Here is a 15,564-nt window from a genome sequence, read left to right as displayed (position 1 = left end):
AAGGCGGTCATACGGGCGCACCGAAACCGCGTGACTTTTGAGGCCCTGTAACCACCGGCTCAGGAAGTGCGCCCTCCCAATCCTCTAGCCGCATCTGGTCGAAGCGGTTGCGCAGATGGATCGTTTCGCCCGTGCGGATGTTTCGTCCCTTGGCCGGGATGACCTCAACTACGCCGGGCATGTCGCCGGGCGTGTAGTAGTCCTGGCGATGCAGGAACAGAATCACGTCCGCTTTCTGCTCGATTTCGCCGGACTCGCGAAGATCGGTCATCGTCGGGCGCTTCTCGGCACGGGTCGCGGCGGCGCGGTTGAGCTGGGCCAGGAACACGACCGGGCAGTTGAATTCCTTGGCGAGCGTCTTTCCTGCCTGGGCGATGCGTCCGTACTCGTGGCGCGTCTCGGCCTTACGGTCCAACCCCATGTCGTGCATGTGATCCAGCACGATCAGGCGGAGCGGCTTTTGCAGGTGCGCACGGCGGGCGCGGGCCATGAACTGCTCGACCGTCAGGCCGGGCGTTGCATCGATCAGCAGGGGCGACTCGCGCAGCTTGGTCGTCGTCGGCGTGAAGCGGTTCCAGTAGTCCTCGGAATCGGCCAGCTCGTCGTCGGGCTGCTCGACCCACTCGTGCGGGATGCAGCCGAAGCAGGCAGCCATGCGGCCCATGCACTCCTGCTCGGTCATCTCGACGGAGAACAGCGCCGTGCGGTGGTCGTGGATCGAGGCGAACCCGGCTAGCTGCAAGCCGAACACGCTCTTACCCATGCTTGGACGGGCACCCACGACGTAGAACACGCCATCGCGCAGGCCCTTGGTGCGGCTGTTTACCTCATGCCACGGCGTAGGAATGCCAAGCAGCGGCGCTTTGTTGCGATACCGCTCCATGAACTCGGCATAGAAGCGGTTCATGGACTCCTTGGCCGTCGCCAGCCCACCGCGTGTCGTAGCAACCTGCATTTGCGCCAGCTCGTGAGCGGCAGTACCGGCGATGTGCTGCGGGTTCGCGCCAGGAGCCACCGCAGCGGACGCCATGCGCTGGCCGGCATCCAGCAGCTTCCTAAGCCGCGACTTCTCCACCACGATTTCCGCATACGCCACGATGTTGGCGGCGCTCGGGGTGTTGTTGCTCAGGTCGTACAGGTAGCCGGGACCTCCGAAGCCATCGGCCATGCCGTTGTCCTCAAACCAGTCGCCCAGCGTTACGGCATCCACCGGCGAGCCTCGTTCGATCAGCCCGGCGATGGCCTTGAAGATCAGGCGATGCTCAGCCTTGGCAAAATCCTCGGCGTGCAGCCAGTCGGACACCTTGGCGAAGGCGCGAGGGTCGATCATCAAGCCACCAAGCACGCTCTGCTCGGCGTCGATGGCCTGGGGCAGCGGGCGGGCGTCGGCGTAGTCATCAAAGCGGGCCACGGCGTTCATGCGCGAGCCCTCCGCGCCTGCTCGCCAGCCGTGGTCAGGCGGTACTCGCCGTCCTGAAGCCACCACAGCTTGAGCCAGTTGCCCTTGACCGCGTTGCGGTAATGCGCCCGCCAGTCCTTCTGCCGCTTGCCACGCTCCCGCATGTCCTCCACGAAGCGATGCCAGGACAGCTCAAGGAAGTCGAGCGGGATGCCGGCGTTTTCGGCGTAGGAGAAAATCGGGTCGTCAGCAGGGATGGCGTCACCATCCAGCGAACGAAGCCAAGTGTCGATTTCGGTAGCCGAACTCTTCCGGCCCTCGGGATTGCCTTTTGAGGCCCCCAAAAGGTCCGCGCCAGCGGATTTGCTCTTATCTTCTGTATCTGTATCTGTATCTGTATGGCTTGACGTTTGATCAGCATCCGTTGAGCGTTCGCCAAGCGTCTGCTTAGCGTTCGCTACGCGTTTGCTTCCACCAGTGGCCCCAGCGGCCTTCGCCTTGGTCGATTTCGCAGCAACAGCCGCCAAATCGGCCTCGATCCGGTCATGGGTCCAGGTATCGCCGTCGATGGTGAAAAACTCAGCCAACTTCGGCTTGATTTCCGCCCAGCGTTCGCTAGACAAGCGCGCAACGTTCGCTAAGCGTTCGCTTGCGTTACTCAGGGCATGGCCGCGCTGCCAGTAGTTGAATATCAGCAGTAGGTAGGCACCGTTTTCCTCGGCGGACAGGTGCGCCGTGTCGGCCAGATAGTCGGCAACGTAGAGCTGCATGTAGGGGAGCGCGGCCATTACGCGGCACCCCGCGCAGCCATAAACTCGTCCATCGTCTTGCGGCCTTTAGCCATGTTGCACGGGGCGCAAAGGGCCTGGAGATTGGTTCGCTCACAGGTGCCACCACGGACAACGGGGATGATGTGGTCGATGACAAGGCCGCCTGTCGCACCGCAGGCGGCGCATGAGGCACCGCTGAGGATTTCAGCCCTGATCTTCTTGCCAAGGCCCTTGCGGGTGGCGCTAACCGTGCAGTAGCCATGCAGCGTCAGAACGCCGCCATGCTCGCGCAAATAACCGGCCTGCTTCATGGCCTCCGCGAAGCCGGGGCACTCCACATAGCAGTCAATCACGCAGCTTTCCGTTTCAAGCTTTCCTTGCTTGCCATGCCGCGCAAACCAGCTTGCGACGGATACCGCCTTGTAGAACGCCTCGGCGTAGGTGATGCCTAGGCTCTGCGAGATGCGAAAGAGGCCGCCAGCAGAGTCGAAATCGTCCCTGAGTTTGATCCAGCCGGCCATTACCGCAGCCCCCTGGCCGTCTCGATCCGTGCGACCAGGGCAGGGCTACGCTTGGCCTTAGCCTCCACGTAGGCGTCCCAAAACTGGCGCTCAGCCTTGTCGTCGCCAGCGGTGGCCGCGATCAGCCACGCATTGCCAAGTACCCGAATGCGGGCCTCATTGAACATGTCGCGCACGGCTTCACAGTCGGGAGCCGTTGCGTTCACTTCGACGCAAGCAGGCTCATGCTGCGGGGAGGTGCGGGCTGCGCGTTTTGGGAACGCAATTACGGACATGTGTCGTCCCTCTTAGGACGCCCAAAGGCCAGGACGCGCCCTTCCAACTTGGGAAGCGCGTAGCGGGCTTTGATGACGGCAGAAATGGCCTGCTCCGCGAATTCCTCGGGAGTCATCCCGACGCGCGCAGCGGCTTCGCAGAGTTCCTTGAACTCCGCGTCCGATAGGTTCAATTCCATAGGCCCCCCTGCGGACCCTGTTGGGGCCTTCACGCAGCGCGGGCATGGTCGTTACTCTGCCCCACGTTTTTAGCCATCCAGTCGAGCAGCGCCTCACGAACAAAGGCTGCTGGCTGGCGCTGGTTGAACTTGGCGGCGGCACGGATCAGCTCGTCCTCAATGTCGTTAAGACGGACCTTGATGACGTTGTCTCGAACATGGGCCGGGTCTTCGTAGGCCATGGCTGGTCTTCCTTCAGGAGGTCTTGTGGTTGGCAGTGGGGCTTACGACCCACGGGAAATCGGGCAGCAGGTCTTGGCGCCGAACTTCGCCGTGGGTGATTTCTTCGATCTGAGCGGCGCGCGCCGGGGGGATGGGTCGTTTCCCGGACTTCCACTGGCTGATAAGCTGCGGGCGGACGCCAAGGCGTCGGGCAAGCTCGGCCTGGGAGCCGACGTAGCGGATTGCTTGATGAAGGGAATTCATAGTGGTTGACACGGTAAAGCATCACTTTACCCATGTCAAGCATAACTTGCTTGTCGGCGGAAGCCCGCAATGGGACCATCCAGCAATGCTTGATGCCAACCAACTAAAAGAGCGTTTTAACCGCGCCATAGAGGGAATTCCCTCCGCTGCGGCCCGCGTTGCTGAGGCGTGCAACGTCACGCCTCAAGCCGTAAGTCAGTGGAAGCGCACGGGACGCATAGACAAGAAGCACTTTGCGGCGCTGTCTGACCTCACTGGCAAGCCGCTTGCATACTGGCTAGGTGAGGACGAGCCCGATTCTGGGATCGCCTTTTCACGGCGGCCCGTGAGCATCCCCGCGTATCAGATACGTGGCGTTGACGACGAATCCGCCGATCCCAGCGAGGATGTGATGGTAGATTTGGTTGACGTCGAACTTTCGGCGGGCGGTGGGCGCACGGTGCCGGAATTCCGGCGCACCAAGCGCAAGCTTGCCTATTCCCGCGCCTGGCTCCAAAAGAAGCGCTTACGTGAGGGCGATCTTGTCGTGATGCCCGTCCGTGGCGATTCCATGCTTCCCCGCCTAGCGGATGGCGATGCGGTGCTAATCAACCGCGCAGACACGCGGGTGGTGGATGGCAAGGTGTATGCGCTGGTGCTTGGCCGGGAGGCAAAGATCAAGACGCTTCGCTGGGGCGTGGATGGCTCGCTCATCGTCATGAGCGAAAACCCGGACAAACGCATGTATCCGGATGAGGTAGTGGATCGGGAAAGCGCCGAAGACATATATATCATCGGCCGCGCCGTGCAGCGGAGCGGAGACCTGTAGTACCAGCATCCAGGGGGTAAACATGAAGAAGCTACCGATAGCGGCAGTGCTTATGTCATTCTCGCTTGTGGCGTCAGCACAGCACTACAAGCCGTATAAGGTACCCAAAGCTCCAGGCGCGCCTATCTATCGAGCGCCAGTCCACCACAACGGGTACGTCAAGAAGGACGGCACCTACGTCCAGCCGCACTATCAGACAGCTCCGGACGGCACTAGAACAAACAACTGGTCAAGCAAGCCGAACATCAACCCGTTCACGGGCCAAGAGGGAACTAAAGACCCCTTTGCTCAACCGAGTAACGGTCATGGCTAGGCTGGCGATGGCTGCGGCCATGCTTCTTACATGCAGCCGCTTGTTCGCTCAGCAGGTCCAGCTACAGCATCCGGACATAGTGGGGTCGTTCCAGCGCGGCTATGCAGAGGGGCAAGCCGCGCGGATGCGCAACATCGAGATACAGCAAGCGCAAGAGGCCCTAAGGCAACAGCAGGCATTCCAGGCGCAACAGGAACAGGAGCAGCAACAGCAGCAGGAAGTGAAGCGCTTGGCGGGCGTGCTGCTCCTGGCTCAAACCGACGATGAGCGATGGGCCGCCTTGAACAAGATGGCCGCCATCGATCCAGCACTGGCCGTCCAATACATGCAGGCGCTGCACATGGATCAACCAAACAAGTAGCAGAACTACCTTCATCCACCTCTAGCCCGCCTCGTGCGGGCTTTCTTTTGTCCTGGGCACAATCCTGAACATCTGATAAACAGCCAGCAAGCTTAGCTTTACTCTACTTCAACCCATGCTTGACTGATATCAAGTGTTGCTTTAGTCTTACTCCCAAGCCAACCAACAAGGGGACGGCGATGGGAACCTGGAAGTCAGACCTGATCCAGCACGGCGACGCAGACGTGATCGTCGTGGCGCACGCAACCGGCGTGCACTTCGTCAGCGAACACGGCGACGAAACCCTCTCCATCGTCCTAACCCCCGAGAAGGCGCGCCAGCTCGCCGCCAGCCATTCGGCTATTGCCGAAGCACTGGCCAACGCGGCCAGCCGAGCCGAAGACACCGAAGGCTCCGCCCACAGCCGAGCCATGAAGGGGGAGTGAGATATGGCAAGCATCAGCTTCACCAGCTTCCACAAGCCGGCGCGGGTCGAGGCGGCGACCACCGAGGGCTATGCCGATTGGCAGGCCATCCGCATCGAAACCAGCAACTGCACCATCTACCTCTCCCGCGAGGAAGCCGCCCAGCTCGCCGCTGATCTGCTGGACGCGATTGATTCGCAGAAGGTGGCCGCATGACCTCCCCTAACGAACAGCAGCGGGTGGATGTGCTGGCGGTGATGGATGACGCCATCCTTGAGTACAAGGCGCTTATCACCGCAAACGATTGCTCTGACGACTGCGAACTCCACGCCCATACCCGCGCCACTTACGAAGCTGACATGAAGCAGCTTGAGCTGGCCCGTGCAGCCGTGGCCGAGCTGATCCAGGCGCTTTCCGAGTGCGTGATCGACATGGAGGCCACCGAAGAATTCTACGGCAAGCATCCGCGCGCACAGGATGTCATTGCCAAGGCTAAAGCCGCCCTCGCCAACGTGGGAGCGCAGCCATGACCGCCCTCCCCTACCAGCCCGTCCCGACGATTGCGCAGCGTAAGGCCCTGCACGCGGACCACGCCAAGCGCTACCCGATCCGCCAGTACGAAAAGACGCAGGCCCTCATCAGTCCTGTGGAGGCGGCGGGGGTGGCTTGCTGCGACGTGACGCCTGAGCCGCCTGTGACGCTGGTCGAGGCCGTTTCAATCATCGCCAAGGGCTTTGCCTGCATCGCTGGGTGGCTGGCCTTCGGCTTGGGTGTTCTGTGGCTGTGCGACCTCGCCGGCCAGTATTTGGGGAGTCATGTATGAACGCCTATAGCATCCCCAACCACGACGCCTACCTGCTGGCCAGGTCGGACTGCGACAACTCGGCCATGGATCGCGCCCGCGAATCGCTGACCGACGATCAGCAGCGCGAGATTGTGCTGAGCGTGGCGGACAGCTTCGGTGGCGACGAACCCCGCGAGGCACTGGCCGACCAGATCGCAACCTTGGCCGACGCCCACTGGATGCTCGATCAACTGTTCACCCGCCAGTGCTCCGTGGGCGAGCTGATGGAGAGCCAGCGCAAGTACCCGGAGCGCGCCATTGCCCTGCGTGCCTTGCTCCACCTGACCAAGCAGTGCAGCCGCGCCGTGGACGACGAGACCACCAACAAGGCGTCTGAGCTGGCCGACGAGATGGCAGAGCGTGCGCGCCAGGACGAAGCCGAAGCGAGGGCCGCGTGATGTGCGATCTGCTGACCGACGACGCCATTGCCCAGCTTCGCAAGCTGACCGTCATGCGGCGTATCGAAAACGCCTTTGACGAACTTTTCCCCGCCACCCCGGCAGCCGATACGAACCCCTGCGTTGACGCTGTCGGCGGTGGCACTTTTGAGCAAGGAGATGCGGCGTGAACGTTATTCGGCGTTTTCCGCTCAACACGACTGGCTGTGACTTCGTTGTTGGCGACATTCACGGCTGCTTCGAGCGTCTGCAATACGAGCTGGATGCCATCGGCTTTGACGGCTCGCGTGACCGCCTGTTCAGCGTTGGTGATCTTGTGGACCGTGGCCCGAGCAGCGAGGAATGCATCGACTGGATCGCTAAGCCGTGGTTCCACGCGGTGCGCGGCAACCACGAGCAGATGGCAGTCGGTGTTGCGGCAGGCAAGCATGACTTGGGCAACTACCTCGCCAACGGCGGTGGTTGGTTCCTATCGCTGGATGATTCGCGCCAGAAGCTCATTGCCGAAGTGCTGGACTCCCTGCCGTACCTGATCGAAGTGGAGACGCGGGCCGGTCGCGTTGGCCTCGTGCACGCCGAAATAAATGGCGATAGCTGGGATGACTTCGCGGAAGCGATGAGCGAGGCGGATTCCAACAACAAGCGCAAGCGGCTGGCGGAAATCGCGCTGTGGTCGCGTACCCGTATCACCTACGGCGACACAAGCCACATCAACGACCTGTATTGCCTGTATGTCGGGCACACCCCGCTCAAGCAGCCGGTGGAGCTTGGCAACGTGCGGTACGTCGATACGGGCTGCGTGTTTGGCGGTCGCCTGACCATCAACCCCATCACCGAATGGCCCCATGCCATCGCGGAGGCCGCATGACCACCCTCACCCACGCCCCCAAGTCGCCCTATGGCGTCAAACCGTGGCCGCAACTGTCAGCGCCGGTTGACCCGCTGGACAGCGTGTTTATCTCCCGCGCGCAGTCGATCCTGGTCGCGCTGGTCGGGAGCATCGAAATCACGGCAGAGCAGGCCCGCGATGTGATCGCGTGGCATCAGCCGCAGCACTGAATCCAACAGAGGGAATCACCATGAGTCCGCTTCTTGTCTATCTGATGTTTCAGGCCGATGGCATATCCGCGCTCTTTGGCGTGCTATCGCTCGTTCTGGCGCTTGCCGCGTGCATCGCCCTTGCCGTGGCCACCCAGGGCATCTGTTCATGGGAAAACCGTGACGACGTACTGGCGCAAAAGGCTATCGGTTCCAAGGTTTTCAAAAGGACCGCGCCAGCCGCCGTTGTTTGCTTCGCGGTCGCCTGTTTGATGCCGTCTACCAAGACCATCGCAGCGATGGTCGTGCTTCCGAAGATCACCAGTCCGCAAGCACTCGACGCCATGGGCAACGAGGCGAAGGAACTTTATGGGTTGGCGAAAGACGCCCTGCGCAATCTGTCCGGCGACGAAAAGCCCGCCAAGAGCGACAAGTAACACCGCCCGCTAGCTGCTAGCGCCGCTCCGGTGAGCGCCCGTCCACGAGCAGCAACGGGCAAACCTATTCCACACACGCCAGCGCCGGGCGTATCGGCGCGAGGATGAGATGAGCAACCAACTGGCAGTTCAAGGCTCGATGGGCGGTGAGCAGATCGAGCTTATCAAGCGCACCATCGCCAAGGGTTCGACCAATGACGAGCTTGCCCTGTTCGTGCAGCAATGCCAGCGCACCGGGCTTGACCCGTTCGCCCGCCAGATTTACGCGGTGAAGCGTTGGGATGGCCGCGAAAAGCGCGAGGTCATGTCCATCCAGGTCAGCATCGACGGCTTCCGCCTGATCGCTGAGCGCAGCGGCAAGTACGCCGGCCAGCGTGGCCCGTGGTGGACCGCCGATGGCAAGGATTGGGTTGACTGCTGGCTGGACAGCAAGCCGCCGATGGCCGCGAAGGTGGGCGTGATGCGCTCCGACTTCCAAGAGCCGTTGTACGCCGTGGCCCGCTTCGACAGCTACGCGCAGACAACACGCGAAGGCAAGCTGTCTGGCCTGTGGGGGAAGATGCCGGAACTGATGCTGGCGAAGGTGGCCGAAGCTCTTGCGCTGCGCCGCGCCTTCCCCGCCGAACTTTCCGGCCTCTATACCGCCGACGAGATGGCGCAGGCGGACAACGGCGAGGCGCGCGTGGTGGAAGTCACGCAGGTTTCGCAGGCACCCGCCCTGCCCGCAGGCAAGCCCACCGATGGCGCGTGGGAGGCCATGAACGAGGAAGAACAGGCGTACTTGCTGGGCATCGCCAAGCAGGCCGGCGAGTTGCTGGCGTCCGGTGATGCCGAAGCCGCCCACGACTACATCCAGAGCCAGAACCTGGACTCTGACGAAAAGATCGCGCTTTGGACTCGCTTCGACAGCAAGGCTCGCAGCGCACTCAAGAAGGCCGATGCAGCGGCCAAGGCCAAGACTACGGAGAAAGCGGCATGAGCGACCTGAATACCTACACCTTCACGGGCCGTCTCGGCGCTGATGCCGAAACCCGCTACACCGGAAGTGGTACCGCCGTGTGGTCTGCCCGCGTGGCTGTCGGCTACGGCTACGGCGACAACAAGGGCACGAACTGGATCACCGCCCAGGTATTCGGCAAGCGTGCCGAATCGCTCGCCAAGCTGGAACTGACCAAGGGCACGCAGGTTGCCGTGACTGGCGAGCTGCGCGTGCGCGAGTACGACCGCAAGGATGGCGGCAAGGGAACGTCCGTCGAGGTCAACGCGAGCGACGTTCACCTGATCGTCGGCAAGGGCGATAAGCCCGAATCCAGCGCCCCGCGTCAGCAGCGGCAGGCACCGGCTCCGGCTGGTGACTTCGACGACTCCGAAAAAATCCCCTTCTGAGGCCACCCCATGACCCATCCCACCACGGAGCAGCGGGAGTTGTTGGAGCTAGCGGCGAAGGCTGCGGGCTATGACACCAGTCACCCGATGAACCGCGAGCGCATGGAACTTGATCCGCCCGTTCCTTCGCTCTGGATTCGCTATGAGGGCGGGACGTTCGCTACCGGCTGGAATCCTCTTGAGTCCGATGCCGACGCATTCCGGCTGGCGGTGAAGCTGAATCTGAGCGTGTTGCTCTACCCCGGCAGCCATGTCGATGTAGTAGCCGAGAACATCACGGAGGATGCCGACCGTTTTGCGGCTGAGGGCTTGGGCTCCGACCCATACGCCTCCACCCGCCGCGCCATCGTCCGCGCCGCCGCCGCCCTCACCCAAGGAGCCTGACATGAACACGACCACGACCACGCGAGGGGTGAGTGAGGCGATGGTGGATGCAATGACGGAGGCGTGGTTTGCCGGCTATGCGATGCACAGGGATTCCCCGATCCCGGAAGATGCGTGGAGCTATGGCGCGTCCCGTGCGGAAGCTGAGGCGTTCGCGCGCAAGTACATCGCCGCCCTGGCCGCCCCCGAGCCTGCCGCGCAGGGGGAGGCGGTGGCGTGGATGGTGCCGCACATCGTGAGCTTTAGGGACGCTGTTCGGACAAGCTGCCCGCCGGAAATGCAGGCTGTCATCGATGGCACGGTTGCGTGGCATCCCGAGCTGATCGGTGATTCGCACCCGGTGACTGACCGCGATGGCGTGACGCACAAGCCGCGTCCGCTGGTCTACGGTGACACCGCCCCGCCCGCCCAACCTGCCGAGCGCGTGCATAGCCACACTGGGCTGCTTCGCGAGTGCGCCTATCTGATCGGCAACGTGATCGATTCCGAAGAGCCCGGAACTTACGAAGGCGCCGACGAATTGCTGGCTGAACTGCGCCGCGTCATCGCCGCCACCCCCGCGCCGTCCGAGGGCGGGAATGGGGTGGATGGGTATGTGGCGTTCACCTGCGAAGAAGTGCGCGAAGCCTACGTGTGCCTGCGTAAGTACAACTGCACCATCCCCGACGAGTGCCTCGACCAGATGCGCGCCGTGTTGCTCACCGCCGCCCAGCAGGCCACCCCATGACCGCCCCTGACGATGTGCGCGCTTTCTTTTGGACCGTTCGACTGGCCTACCACCTGCGCCGCCTGAATTGGGCGAAGTCGGTACGCGAGGCTTATAGCTGGGCCGCCGATGAGTGCTGGCAGGAGTACCGCAAGGACGGATTCACGCCGATGGAAGCCATCGCGGAGGATGCCAGCTATGCACAGTGACGATGTGCGCGCGAGGTTTGAGGCGTGGCTGGCCCGCGAGATTGCCGAGAACGGAGGCGTCGAGTTCGGTGCTGACTATCGCCACTGGGCCGAAAAGGGCTACCGCGCCGCCCACGCCGACCTGTCCGGGGAGGTGCGGGAGTTGGTGGAGGCGGCATCGCAAGGCGTGATCGACGGCAAGGGGCGCCTGTATTTCGAGAGCGGTCAGAAGGCGGACAACTTCCGTCGCGCCCTTGCCGCCCTCGCCAAGTTCCACCCCACCCACCAGGAGAAGGATGATGTACTGCCCTGAACATCTTGTACTCAAAGCCTTTGGCGGTCGCCTGTGGGTGTGGATGTATTGGCGCGATGTTCCGCGCGAGACGATCCCGCTTCGCGTGTGGCTCAATCCGCTGCGCTATGAGGTTTCCATCCATGCGTTCAGCAAGCGTCTGACGATCAATCGGGAGGGCCTGCCAGCGCAGAACGCCGTCTATCGCATCCGCGTGGCCGTGCGAAACCTGTTCAGCCGCACCACCCACCAGGAGAAGCCGTGATGGGCGAGAAGATGACGCTGCGTGATGTGCTCGACTATCACAAGCGGATGGCTGCGGTTGCTGCAATGGACAAGCGCCGGCTTGACGTGATGCGCAAGCACGGCGCTATGGCCGACGCCATCGACGCCCATCTCACCCAGCCTGCGCAGGCGGTGGATGTGGAAATGCGGCGCGCGTGCGATGTGGCGCTGCTGTTCTGCGAAACCGGGGCGATGCGCACTGGATGGTCGCCGGATCGAATCCGCAGCGCCTTCGAAAAGCTCCGCGCCCTCCCCAACGCCAACGGGAAGGAGGGGTGAGGTGACCGCTAAGACGATCCTCGACCCGTGCTGCGGTAGCCGCATGTTCTGGTTCGACCGCAATCACCCGAGCGTGGTGTACGGCGACATTCGCACGGAGCAGCGCACGCTTTGCGATGGCCGGACGCTGTCCATCTTCCCGGATGTGCCGCTGGACTTCCGCTCCCTTCCCTACGAGGACGGCGCGTTCAAGCTGGTGGTGTTCGACCCGCCGCACCTGCGCAAAGCGGGCGAGGTCAGTTGGATGCGGGCGAAGTACGGAGCGCTGGACGCCGACACCTGGCGCGATGACCTGCGAGCCGGCTTTGCCGAGTGCTTCCGCGTCTTGGCCAACGATGGCGTTCTGATCTTCAAGTGGAACGAAACGCAGATCAAGGTGCGCGAAGTGTTGGCGCTTACCGACCAGAAGCCGCTATTCGGACACCCGTCAGGCAAGAAAGGCGGCACGCACTGGATTTGCTTCATGAAAACCGCCCCACAGGAGGACACCCCCGATGCTGCCCGATGAGGTGAGGAAGGCGGTGGAACGCATGTGCACGCCGCTGGACGAATCGCGGTTGAGCGGCACTACCGCGCAAGAGGACGCCCGCTGCATGGCATTGATCCGCGCCCACCTGCTGGCCCGAGAGGTGGAGGTTGAGCGGTTGCAGCGCGCCCTTGAGCGTTCGCAGTGCTACCACCGCTGTTCGCGCATCCATCCGCACTGCCAGTTGAAGATCGCGCGGATTATCGCCCCGGACAACCTGTGGCGCTGGCACGTAATGATGCCTGACGGCCACATCTTCGCGACCAGTGGCGCAGGCAACAGCTTCCAAACGCTTGACGAGTGCATGGCCGACGCTCAAACGAACGGGCGCGAATGGCTCGAAAAGGCCGACGCCATTTGGCGCGACTCGCACCCCCGCGTTACCGCCCACCTTTCGGAGAACAGCCGTGGCTGATTTGCCGGAGATTACCTGCTGCTACTGCGGCAAGGCGGGTAGCCGCAGCCAGATACACAAAGGCGGCTGGATTCTCGCTAAGAGCCGGATCGGAGGCTACGCCTGCACCGACTGCGCGCCCATCGACAATGCAAAAGACAAGCGCAAGGACCCCACCCATGACGCCTAACCTGCTGGATGAGCTTGAGAAGATCGTCGCGCTGTCGGAGAAGGCGACGCCGGGGCCGTGGGAATCAGCCTCGCGCGGGCGCTACTACGTCGGCCAGCAAGAGGACGAGGCTAGCGTCCATGGCGCGGATGATGCAGACATTGACGAGGTGTCGAACGTGGCACCGCTGCACCTTGCCGATACGATCCGTGGCGACTGCTACAAGCCGGACGCTGACCTGATTGCCGCCTCCGTCAACTTCATCCGCACCCACGCCCCCGCCCTAGCCGACATGGCGAAGCGGATGGAGGCGGCGGAGAGTCTGGTCGCTGTTGCGCGTCGCGTCCCAAGTTGGACGGGCGAGGACGTGCCGGAAGGCTGCTGTTCTGACGCGGAATTCAACGACGCGATCGAGGCATACGACGCCGCCATCGACGCCACAAAGGAGGGCGAGGGGTGAAGCTGCGCACACGACTTGTCCCGCTCGCAAGCCGCATGTCGGCGGACGGCGAACCGAACGACGCCTGGCACGACGCCATGGCAGCACACGCGCTGTTGCAGGCGATGGGGGAGTGCAAGATGAATTACGCCAGTCCAGCGCTCGTTCTCGCATGCGTCAAACAACGCGCCGCCGAAATCCTGGCCGGGTGGTGGGGGAGGAATGATGGAACACGTCATTGAGGGGTTCCGGGAGGCATTCCGGGTAGCGTACTCCGCGGCAGCCCTGGCTACGGCCATCGTGATGTTGATGGCTTGCGGCGATCTGCTACTTCAAGGCCACTACGCATCTGCCACGTTCTTTGGCACGGGTTCGTGCGTCCTGCTGAAGCGCAGCGTGGACAAGGCATGGGCGCTGATCCGCCCGAACAAGAAAGAGCAAGAGGTCGAGTGATGGGCGCTGCGCGTAGGAAGTTCAGGCCGATTGAGTTATCGAATTCGGCAATCGAGTCATTCCACAATAAATATCAAGCGCCCGGTGACGGATGCTGGCTTTGGAAGGGTGCAAACGTGCGTGGGTATGGACTGTTTCGCGGCTATAGGGCCCCGCGTGTCGCCTACTTCCTCGCCCACGGGGTCGATCCCAAAGATCTGAGTGTGTGCCACACATGCGACAACCCATCGTGCGTTAACCCGGCCCACCTATTCCTTGGGACGGCCAAGGAGAACGCCGATGACCGTCAGGCGAAAGGCCGTGGCAAACAGCCATTCGGTGAGGACGGTCCTGGCGCCAAGCTGACGAAAGAACAGGCGCTTGAGATAAAGGCTCTCATTGAGGACGGCAGTCTGTCACAGCGAAAGATTGCAAGGATGTACGGAATCAACCAGTCAAATGTCAGTGACATGAAGCGTGGGATTCAATGGAGGTGCTTGAATGTCGGCGGCTGAGAAACTTCCGCACCTGTTTAGCGAACCCGAGGTGGCCGACTACCTCGGCATCTCCACGATCACCCTGGCCCGCTATCGCAAGGCGGGCAAGATCGGCTGCATCATGATCGGCCCCACGCCGAAGTACACCGAACACCACATCACCGCGTACCTTGAGGCACAGCAATGCAACGTTTCCAGCTCGGCATTTACTGGCTCGAACGACGCAAAGGCACGGCCAACTGGCAGCGGACGTGGCGCGACGGAAAAGGGGTCAAGCAGCGCGCTTCTCTTGGCACAGCAGATTTTGAGCAAGCCAAAGTCGCCCTAGCCGAGTGGTTTGTCGCCAACGCGGCGATCAAGGACCAGGCCCCGGAGGACGTGCCCATCGGGACCTTGCTGACGCGCTACCTCGCCCGGCACGGTAGCCATATTCCCAGCAAGGACACGGCGAAGCGTGCGGCGGACCTGTGGCGGGAGTATTGGGGCGACAAGACGGTTGCAGACTTGACCGTGGACGCCCAAGAGGATTTCGTGAAGTGGCTGCGCTCGCGGACGTATCGCGGCAAGACCTACAGCGAAGGCTATGTCCGCCGTGTGATGGGGGTCGGGCAGTCGGCCCTGAATCGCGCATGGAAGCGGCAGGAAATCGTGCAGGTGCCGTGGGTCGAGTTGCCGCCCATCGGTGAGCCCTACCCGCACACGGCGACGATCGACCAGCTTGCGGCGTTCCTCAACGCGATTCCGAAGGACTCGCACCTGTGGGCCTACTGCATGATCCGGTTGGGCACGGGATGCCGTGGTGACGCCGCGCTGGGCCTACAGCCGTTCCAGGTGGACTGGCAGGCGGGCTTGATCCGGCTGAATCCGGCAGGCCGGCAGCAGACCAAGAAGTACCGCCCCGTGGTGCCGCTGACGGAGATGCTGCGGCGGGAGCTGGCGGGCTGCGATGCGGCCTACTACGTCCACTGGCACGGTAAGCGCATCGCCTCGATCAAGAAGGCATGGGCCAAGGTGCGCACGGACGCCAAGCTTCCGACGTGGTTCATCCCCAAGGTGCTGCGCCATACCGTCGCCACGGAGCTACGCCGTCGCGGCGTGCCGGGGTGGGAGGTGTCGGGGCAGATCGGCCACAAGGCCGCAGGGACCAGCGAGATTTACGCGAAGTTTGATCCCGGCTACCTGGGGCAGGCGCGGGTGGCGCTGGATGCGCTGGCGGACGAACTGGCGGCCAAGGTTCCGCGCCTTCGTGGGGTCAGTGCGGGGTCAGTCGGCCTAGAAAGCAGAAACGGCGCTAAGCCCGAAAGCCGCGCCGTTGCTGGATTACTCTTGGTGGGCGGTACAAGGATCGAACTTGTGACCCCTACCATGTCAAGGT

The 15,564-nt window shown here is 62.7% G+C and carries 33 protein-coding genes; 27 read left to right on the top strand and 6 right to left on the bottom strand.

The annotated features are described in order from the left end of the window. Positions 1-7 precede the first annotated feature (7 nt). From ACFWZU_RS15585 to ACFWZU_RS15560, 6 genes are all read right to left on the bottom strand, one after another. Positions 8-1,420, bottom strand: a complete 1,413-nt coding sequence (locus tag ACFWZU_RS15585) for a replicative DNA helicase (protein WP_439702441.1) — start codon at positions 1,418-1,420, stop codon at positions 8-10. Continuing rightward, entirely contained in the window at positions 1,417-2,187 is a 771-nt protein-coding gene (locus ACFWZU_RS15580) for a YdaU family protein (protein WP_439702440.1), read from the bottom strand. Before ACFWZU_RS15580 ends, ACFWZU_RS15585 begins: the two co-directional genes overlap by 4 nt. Continuing rightward, positions 2,187-2,690 carry an HNH endonuclease gene (locus tag ACFWZU_RS15575; RefSeq protein ID WP_439702439.1) on the bottom strand — a complete coding sequence of 168 codons (504 nt, stop codon included), beginning with the start codon at positions 2,688-2,690 and terminating at the stop codon, positions 2,187-2,189. Before ACFWZU_RS15575 ends, ACFWZU_RS15580 begins: the two co-directional genes overlap by 1 nt. Further along, on the bottom strand, positions 2,690-2,965 hold the full coding sequence (locus ACFWZU_RS15570) for a hypothetical protein (RefSeq protein WP_439702438.1): 276 nt from the start codon (positions 2,963-2,965) through the stop codon (positions 2,690-2,692). Before ACFWZU_RS15570 ends, ACFWZU_RS15575 begins: the two co-directional genes overlap by 1 nt. A 208-nt stretch (positions 2,966-3,173) precedes the next feature. Continuing rightward, a complete protein-coding gene (locus tag ACFWZU_RS15565; RefSeq protein ID WP_439702437.1) occupies positions 3,174-3,365 on the bottom strand; it encodes a hypothetical protein in 192 nt (63 codons plus the stop codon). Between the two features lie 13 nt (positions 3,366-3,378). After that, positions 3,379-3,609, bottom strand: coding sequence for a transcriptional regulator (locus ACFWZU_RS15560; RefSeq protein ID WP_439702436.1), 231 nt, complete (start codon positions 3,607-3,609; stop codon positions 3,379-3,381). Between the two features lies 1 nt (position 3,610). Between ACFWZU_RS15560 and ACFWZU_RS15555 the strand changes: the two genes are divergently transcribed. From ACFWZU_RS15555 to ACFWZU_RS15425, 27 genes are all read left to right on the top strand, one after another. Next, positions 3,611-4,417, top strand: a complete 807-nt coding sequence (locus ACFWZU_RS15555) for a S24 family peptidase (RefSeq protein ID WP_439702435.1) — start codon at positions 3,611-3,613, stop codon at positions 4,415-4,417. Positions 4,418-4,722: 305 nt separating this feature from the next. Then, entirely contained in the window at positions 4,723-5,091 is a 369-nt protein-coding gene (locus ACFWZU_RS15550) for a hypothetical protein (RefSeq protein ID WP_439702434.1), read from the top strand. Positions 5,092-5,270: 179 nt separating this feature from the next. Continuing rightward, positions 5,271-5,516, top strand: a complete 246-nt coding sequence (locus tag ACFWZU_RS15545) for a hypothetical protein (RefSeq protein ID WP_439702433.1) — start codon at positions 5,271-5,273, stop codon at positions 5,514-5,516. 3 nt (positions 5,517-5,519) lie between these two features. Next, positions 5,520-5,711 carry a hypothetical protein gene (locus ACFWZU_RS15540; protein WP_439702432.1) on the top strand — a complete coding sequence of 64 codons (192 nt, stop codon included), beginning with the start codon at positions 5,520-5,522 and terminating at the stop codon, positions 5,709-5,711. Continuing rightward, complete coding sequence (locus ACFWZU_RS15535) at positions 5,708-6,025, top strand: hypothetical protein (protein WP_439702431.1); 318 nt, start codon at positions 5,708-5,710, stop codon at positions 6,023-6,025. Before ACFWZU_RS15540 ends, ACFWZU_RS15535 begins: the two co-directional genes overlap by 4 nt. Next, complete coding sequence (locus tag ACFWZU_RS15530; protein WP_301143784.1) at positions 6,022-6,318, top strand: hypothetical protein; 297 nt, start codon at positions 6,022-6,024, stop codon at positions 6,316-6,318. The genes ACFWZU_RS15535 and ACFWZU_RS15530 overlap by 4 nt, the downstream gene beginning before the upstream one ends. Next, positions 6,315-6,737, top strand: a complete 423-nt coding sequence (locus tag ACFWZU_RS15525) for a hypothetical protein (RefSeq protein ID WP_439702430.1) — start codon at positions 6,315-6,317, stop codon at positions 6,735-6,737. The genes ACFWZU_RS15530 and ACFWZU_RS15525 overlap by 4 nt, the downstream gene beginning before the upstream one ends. Next, positions 6,737-6,907 (top strand): hypothetical protein, encoded by a 171-nt coding sequence (locus ACFWZU_RS15520; RefSeq protein WP_439702429.1) that lies wholly within the window; start codon positions 6,737-6,739, stop codon positions 6,905-6,907. The genes ACFWZU_RS15525 and ACFWZU_RS15520 overlap by 1 nt, the downstream gene beginning before the upstream one ends. Continuing rightward, the gene (locus ACFWZU_RS15515; RefSeq protein ID WP_439702428.1) at positions 6,904-7,605 is read left to right on the top strand and encodes a metallophosphoesterase; all 702 of its coding nucleotides are present in this window, start codon (positions 6,904-6,906) and stop codon (positions 7,603-7,605) included. Before ACFWZU_RS15520 ends, ACFWZU_RS15515 begins: the two co-directional genes overlap by 4 nt. Next, positions 7,602-7,796, top strand: coding sequence for a hypothetical protein (locus ACFWZU_RS15510; protein ID WP_439702427.1), 195 nt, complete (start codon positions 7,602-7,604; stop codon positions 7,794-7,796). Before ACFWZU_RS15515 ends, ACFWZU_RS15510 begins: the two co-directional genes overlap by 4 nt. Before the next feature lie 20 nt (positions 7,797-7,816). Next, positions 7,817-8,212: a hypothetical protein gene (locus ACFWZU_RS15505; RefSeq protein WP_439702426.1), complete on the top strand. Its 396-nt coding sequence runs from the start codon at positions 7,817-7,819 to the stop codon at positions 8,210-8,212. Between the two features lie 109 nt (positions 8,213-8,321). Then, positions 8,322-9,191 carry a phage recombination protein Bet gene (gene bet, locus ACFWZU_RS15500; protein ID WP_439702425.1) on the top strand — a complete coding sequence of 290 codons (870 nt, stop codon included), beginning with the start codon at positions 8,322-8,324 and terminating at the stop codon, positions 9,189-9,191. Next, positions 9,188-9,598 (top strand): single-stranded DNA-binding protein, encoded by a 411-nt coding sequence (locus ACFWZU_RS15495; protein ID WP_439702424.1) that lies wholly within the window; start codon positions 9,188-9,190, stop codon positions 9,596-9,598. The genes bet and ACFWZU_RS15495 overlap by 4 nt, the downstream gene beginning before the upstream one ends. Positions 9,599-9,607: 9 nt before the next feature. After that, positions 9,608-9,982: a hypothetical protein gene (locus tag ACFWZU_RS15490; protein ID WP_301143787.1), complete on the top strand. Its 375-nt coding sequence runs from the start codon at positions 9,608-9,610 to the stop codon at positions 9,980-9,982. Between the two features lies 1 nt (position 9,983). Further along, positions 9,984-10,709, top strand: coding sequence for a hypothetical protein (locus ACFWZU_RS15485; RefSeq protein WP_439702423.1), 726 nt, complete (start codon positions 9,984-9,986; stop codon positions 10,707-10,709). Then, positions 10,706-10,897: a hypothetical protein gene (locus ACFWZU_RS15480; protein ID WP_301143828.1), complete on the top strand. Its 192-nt coding sequence runs from the start codon at positions 10,706-10,708 to the stop codon at positions 10,895-10,897. The genes ACFWZU_RS15485 and ACFWZU_RS15480 overlap by 4 nt, the downstream gene beginning before the upstream one ends. Continuing rightward, positions 10,887-11,189, top strand: coding sequence for a hypothetical protein (locus tag ACFWZU_RS15475; protein WP_439702422.1), 303 nt, complete (start codon positions 10,887-10,889; stop codon positions 11,187-11,189). The genes ACFWZU_RS15480 and ACFWZU_RS15475 overlap by 11 nt, the downstream gene beginning before the upstream one ends. Continuing rightward, positions 11,176-11,433, top strand: a complete 258-nt coding sequence (locus ACFWZU_RS15470) for a hypothetical protein (protein WP_439702421.1) — start codon at positions 11,176-11,178, stop codon at positions 11,431-11,433. Before ACFWZU_RS15475 ends, ACFWZU_RS15470 begins: the two co-directional genes overlap by 14 nt. Further along, positions 11,433-11,732 (top strand): hypothetical protein, encoded by a 300-nt coding sequence (locus tag ACFWZU_RS15465; protein WP_439702420.1) that lies wholly within the window; start codon positions 11,433-11,435, stop codon positions 11,730-11,732. Before ACFWZU_RS15470 ends, ACFWZU_RS15465 begins: the two co-directional genes overlap by 1 nt. A gap of 1 nt (position 11,733) precedes the next feature. Then, positions 11,734-12,240 carry a class I SAM-dependent methyltransferase gene (locus ACFWZU_RS15460; RefSeq protein WP_301143806.1) on the top strand — a complete coding sequence of 169 codons (507 nt, stop codon included), beginning with the start codon at positions 11,734-11,736 and terminating at the stop codon, positions 12,238-12,240. Then, positions 12,227-12,673, top strand: a complete 447-nt coding sequence (locus ACFWZU_RS15455; RefSeq protein ID WP_439702419.1) for a hypothetical protein — start codon at positions 12,227-12,229, stop codon at positions 12,671-12,673. The genes ACFWZU_RS15460 and ACFWZU_RS15455 overlap by 14 nt, the downstream gene beginning before the upstream one ends. Next, positions 12,666-12,842, top strand: a complete 177-nt coding sequence (locus ACFWZU_RS15450) for a hypothetical protein (protein ID WP_439702418.1) — start codon at positions 12,666-12,668, stop codon at positions 12,840-12,842. Before ACFWZU_RS15455 ends, ACFWZU_RS15450 begins: the two co-directional genes overlap by 8 nt. Further along, on the top strand, positions 12,832-13,281 hold the full coding sequence (locus ACFWZU_RS15445) for a hypothetical protein (protein WP_439702417.1): 450 nt from the start codon (positions 12,832-12,834) through the stop codon (positions 13,279-13,281). Before ACFWZU_RS15450 ends, ACFWZU_RS15445 begins: the two co-directional genes overlap by 11 nt. Next, on the top strand, positions 13,278-13,502 hold the full coding sequence (locus ACFWZU_RS15440) for a hypothetical protein (RefSeq protein ID WP_439702416.1): 225 nt from the start codon (positions 13,278-13,280) through the stop codon (positions 13,500-13,502). Before ACFWZU_RS15445 ends, ACFWZU_RS15440 begins: the two co-directional genes overlap by 4 nt. Further along, on the top strand, positions 13,486-13,713 hold the full coding sequence (locus ACFWZU_RS15435; protein ID WP_439702415.1) for a hypothetical protein: 228 nt from the start codon (positions 13,486-13,488) through the stop codon (positions 13,711-13,713). Before ACFWZU_RS15440 ends, ACFWZU_RS15435 begins: the two co-directional genes overlap by 17 nt. Then, positions 13,668-14,207, top strand: a complete 540-nt coding sequence (locus ACFWZU_RS15430) for an HNH endonuclease (protein ID WP_439702414.1) — start codon at positions 13,668-13,670, stop codon at positions 14,205-14,207. The genes ACFWZU_RS15435 and ACFWZU_RS15430 overlap by 46 nt, the downstream gene beginning before the upstream one ends. Before the next feature lie 165 nt (positions 14,208-14,372). Continuing rightward, positions 14,373-15,564, top strand: a 1,192-nt coding sequence (locus ACFWZU_RS15425) for a tyrosine-type recombinase/integrase (protein WP_439702413.1), incomplete at its 3' end; no start/stop codon positions are given.

Origin of the sequence: Frateuria sp. GZRR33, from assembly GCF_051900425.1 — a bacterium.
Classification (GTDB): Bacteria; Pseudomonadota; Gammaproteobacteria; order Xanthomonadales; family Rhodanobacteraceae; genus Frateuria_A.
The sequence above is the reverse complement of the archived record's forward strand: the minus strand, read 5'-3'. Positions and strand labels throughout refer to the sequence as shown.

Coding starts and splice junctions, on each gene's coding strand:
- ACFWZU_RS15585 (WP_439702441.1), bottom strand. CDS start 1,420: ATGAACGCCGTGGCCCGCTTTGATGACTACGCCGACGCCCGCCCGCTG.
- ACFWZU_RS15580 (WP_439702440.1), bottom strand. CDS start 2,187: ATGGCCGCGCTCCCCTACATGCAGCTCTACGTTGCCGACTATCTGGCC.
- ACFWZU_RS15575 (WP_439702439.1), bottom strand. CDS start 2,690: ATGGCCGGCTGGATCAAACTCAGGGACGATTTCGACTCTGCTGGCGGC.
- ACFWZU_RS15570 (WP_439702438.1), bottom strand. CDS start 2,965: ATGTCCGTAATTGCGTTCCCAAAACGCGCAGCCCGCACCTCCCCGCAG.
- ACFWZU_RS15565 (WP_439702437.1), bottom strand. CDS start 3,365: ATGGCCTACGAAGACCCGGCCCATGTTCGAGACAACGTCATCAAGGTC.
- ACFWZU_RS15560 (WP_439702436.1), bottom strand. CDS start 3,609: ATGAATTCCCTTCATCAAGCAATCCGCTACGTCGGCTCCCAGGCCGAG.
- ACFWZU_RS15550 (WP_439702434.1), top strand. CDS start 4,723: ATGGCTAGGCTGGCGATGGCTGCGGCCATGCTTCTTACATGCAGCCGC.
- ACFWZU_RS15545 (WP_439702433.1), top strand. CDS start 5,271: ATGGGAACCTGGAAGTCAGACCTGATCCAGCACGGCGACGCAGACGTG.
- ACFWZU_RS15540 (WP_439702432.1), top strand. CDS start 5,520: ATGGCAAGCATCAGCTTCACCAGCTTCCACAAGCCGGCGCGGGTCGAG.
- ACFWZU_RS15535 (WP_439702431.1), top strand. CDS start 5,708: ATGACCTCCCCTAACGAACAGCAGCGGGTGGATGTGCTGGCGGTGATG.
- ACFWZU_RS15530 (WP_301143784.1), top strand. CDS start 6,022: ATGACCGCCCTCCCCTACCAGCCCGTCCCGACGATTGCGCAGCGTAAG.
- ACFWZU_RS15525 (WP_439702430.1), top strand. CDS start 6,315: ATGAACGCCTATAGCATCCCCAACCACGACGCCTACCTGCTGGCCAGG.
- ACFWZU_RS15520 (WP_439702429.1), top strand. CDS start 6,737: ATGTGCGATCTGCTGACCGACGACGCCATTGCCCAGCTTCGCAAGCTG.
- ACFWZU_RS15510 (WP_439702427.1), top strand. CDS start 7,602: ATGACCACCCTCACCCACGCCCCCAAGTCGCCCTATGGCGTCAAACCG.
- ACFWZU_RS15505 (WP_439702426.1), top strand. CDS start 7,817: ATGAGTCCGCTTCTTGTCTATCTGATGTTTCAGGCCGATGGCATATCC.
- bet (WP_439702425.1), top strand. CDS start 8,322: ATGAGCAACCAACTGGCAGTTCAAGGCTCGATGGGCGGTGAGCAGATC.
- ACFWZU_RS15495 (WP_439702424.1), top strand. CDS start 9,188: ATGAGCGACCTGAATACCTACACCTTCACGGGCCGTCTCGGCGCTGAT.
- ACFWZU_RS15490 (WP_301143787.1), top strand. CDS start 9,608: ATGACCCATCCCACCACGGAGCAGCGGGAGTTGTTGGAGCTAGCGGCG.
- ACFWZU_RS15485 (WP_439702423.1), top strand. CDS start 9,984: ATGAACACGACCACGACCACGCGAGGGGTGAGTGAGGCGATGGTGGAT.
- ACFWZU_RS15480 (WP_301143828.1), top strand. CDS start 10,706: ATGACCGCCCCTGACGATGTGCGCGCTTTCTTTTGGACCGTTCGACTG.
- ACFWZU_RS15475 (WP_439702422.1), top strand. CDS start 10,887: ATGCACAGTGACGATGTGCGCGCGAGGTTTGAGGCGTGGCTGGCCCGC.
- ACFWZU_RS15470 (WP_439702421.1), top strand. CDS start 11,176: ATGTACTGCCCTGAACATCTTGTACTCAAAGCCTTTGGCGGTCGCCTG.
- ACFWZU_RS15465 (WP_439702420.1), top strand. CDS start 11,433: ATGGGCGAGAAGATGACGCTGCGTGATGTGCTCGACTATCACAAGCGG.
- ACFWZU_RS15455 (WP_439702419.1), top strand. CDS start 12,227: ATGCTGCCCGATGAGGTGAGGAAGGCGGTGGAACGCATGTGCACGCCG.
- ACFWZU_RS15445 (WP_439702417.1), top strand. CDS start 12,832: ATGACGCCTAACCTGCTGGATGAGCTTGAGAAGATCGTCGCGCTGTCG.
- ACFWZU_RS15435 (WP_439702415.1), top strand. CDS start 13,486: ATGGAACACGTCATTGAGGGGTTCCGGGAGGCATTCCGGGTAGCGTAC.
- ACFWZU_RS15430 (WP_439702414.1), top strand. CDS start 13,668: ATGGGCGCTGATCCGCCCGAACAAGAAAGAGCAAGAGGTCGAGTGATG.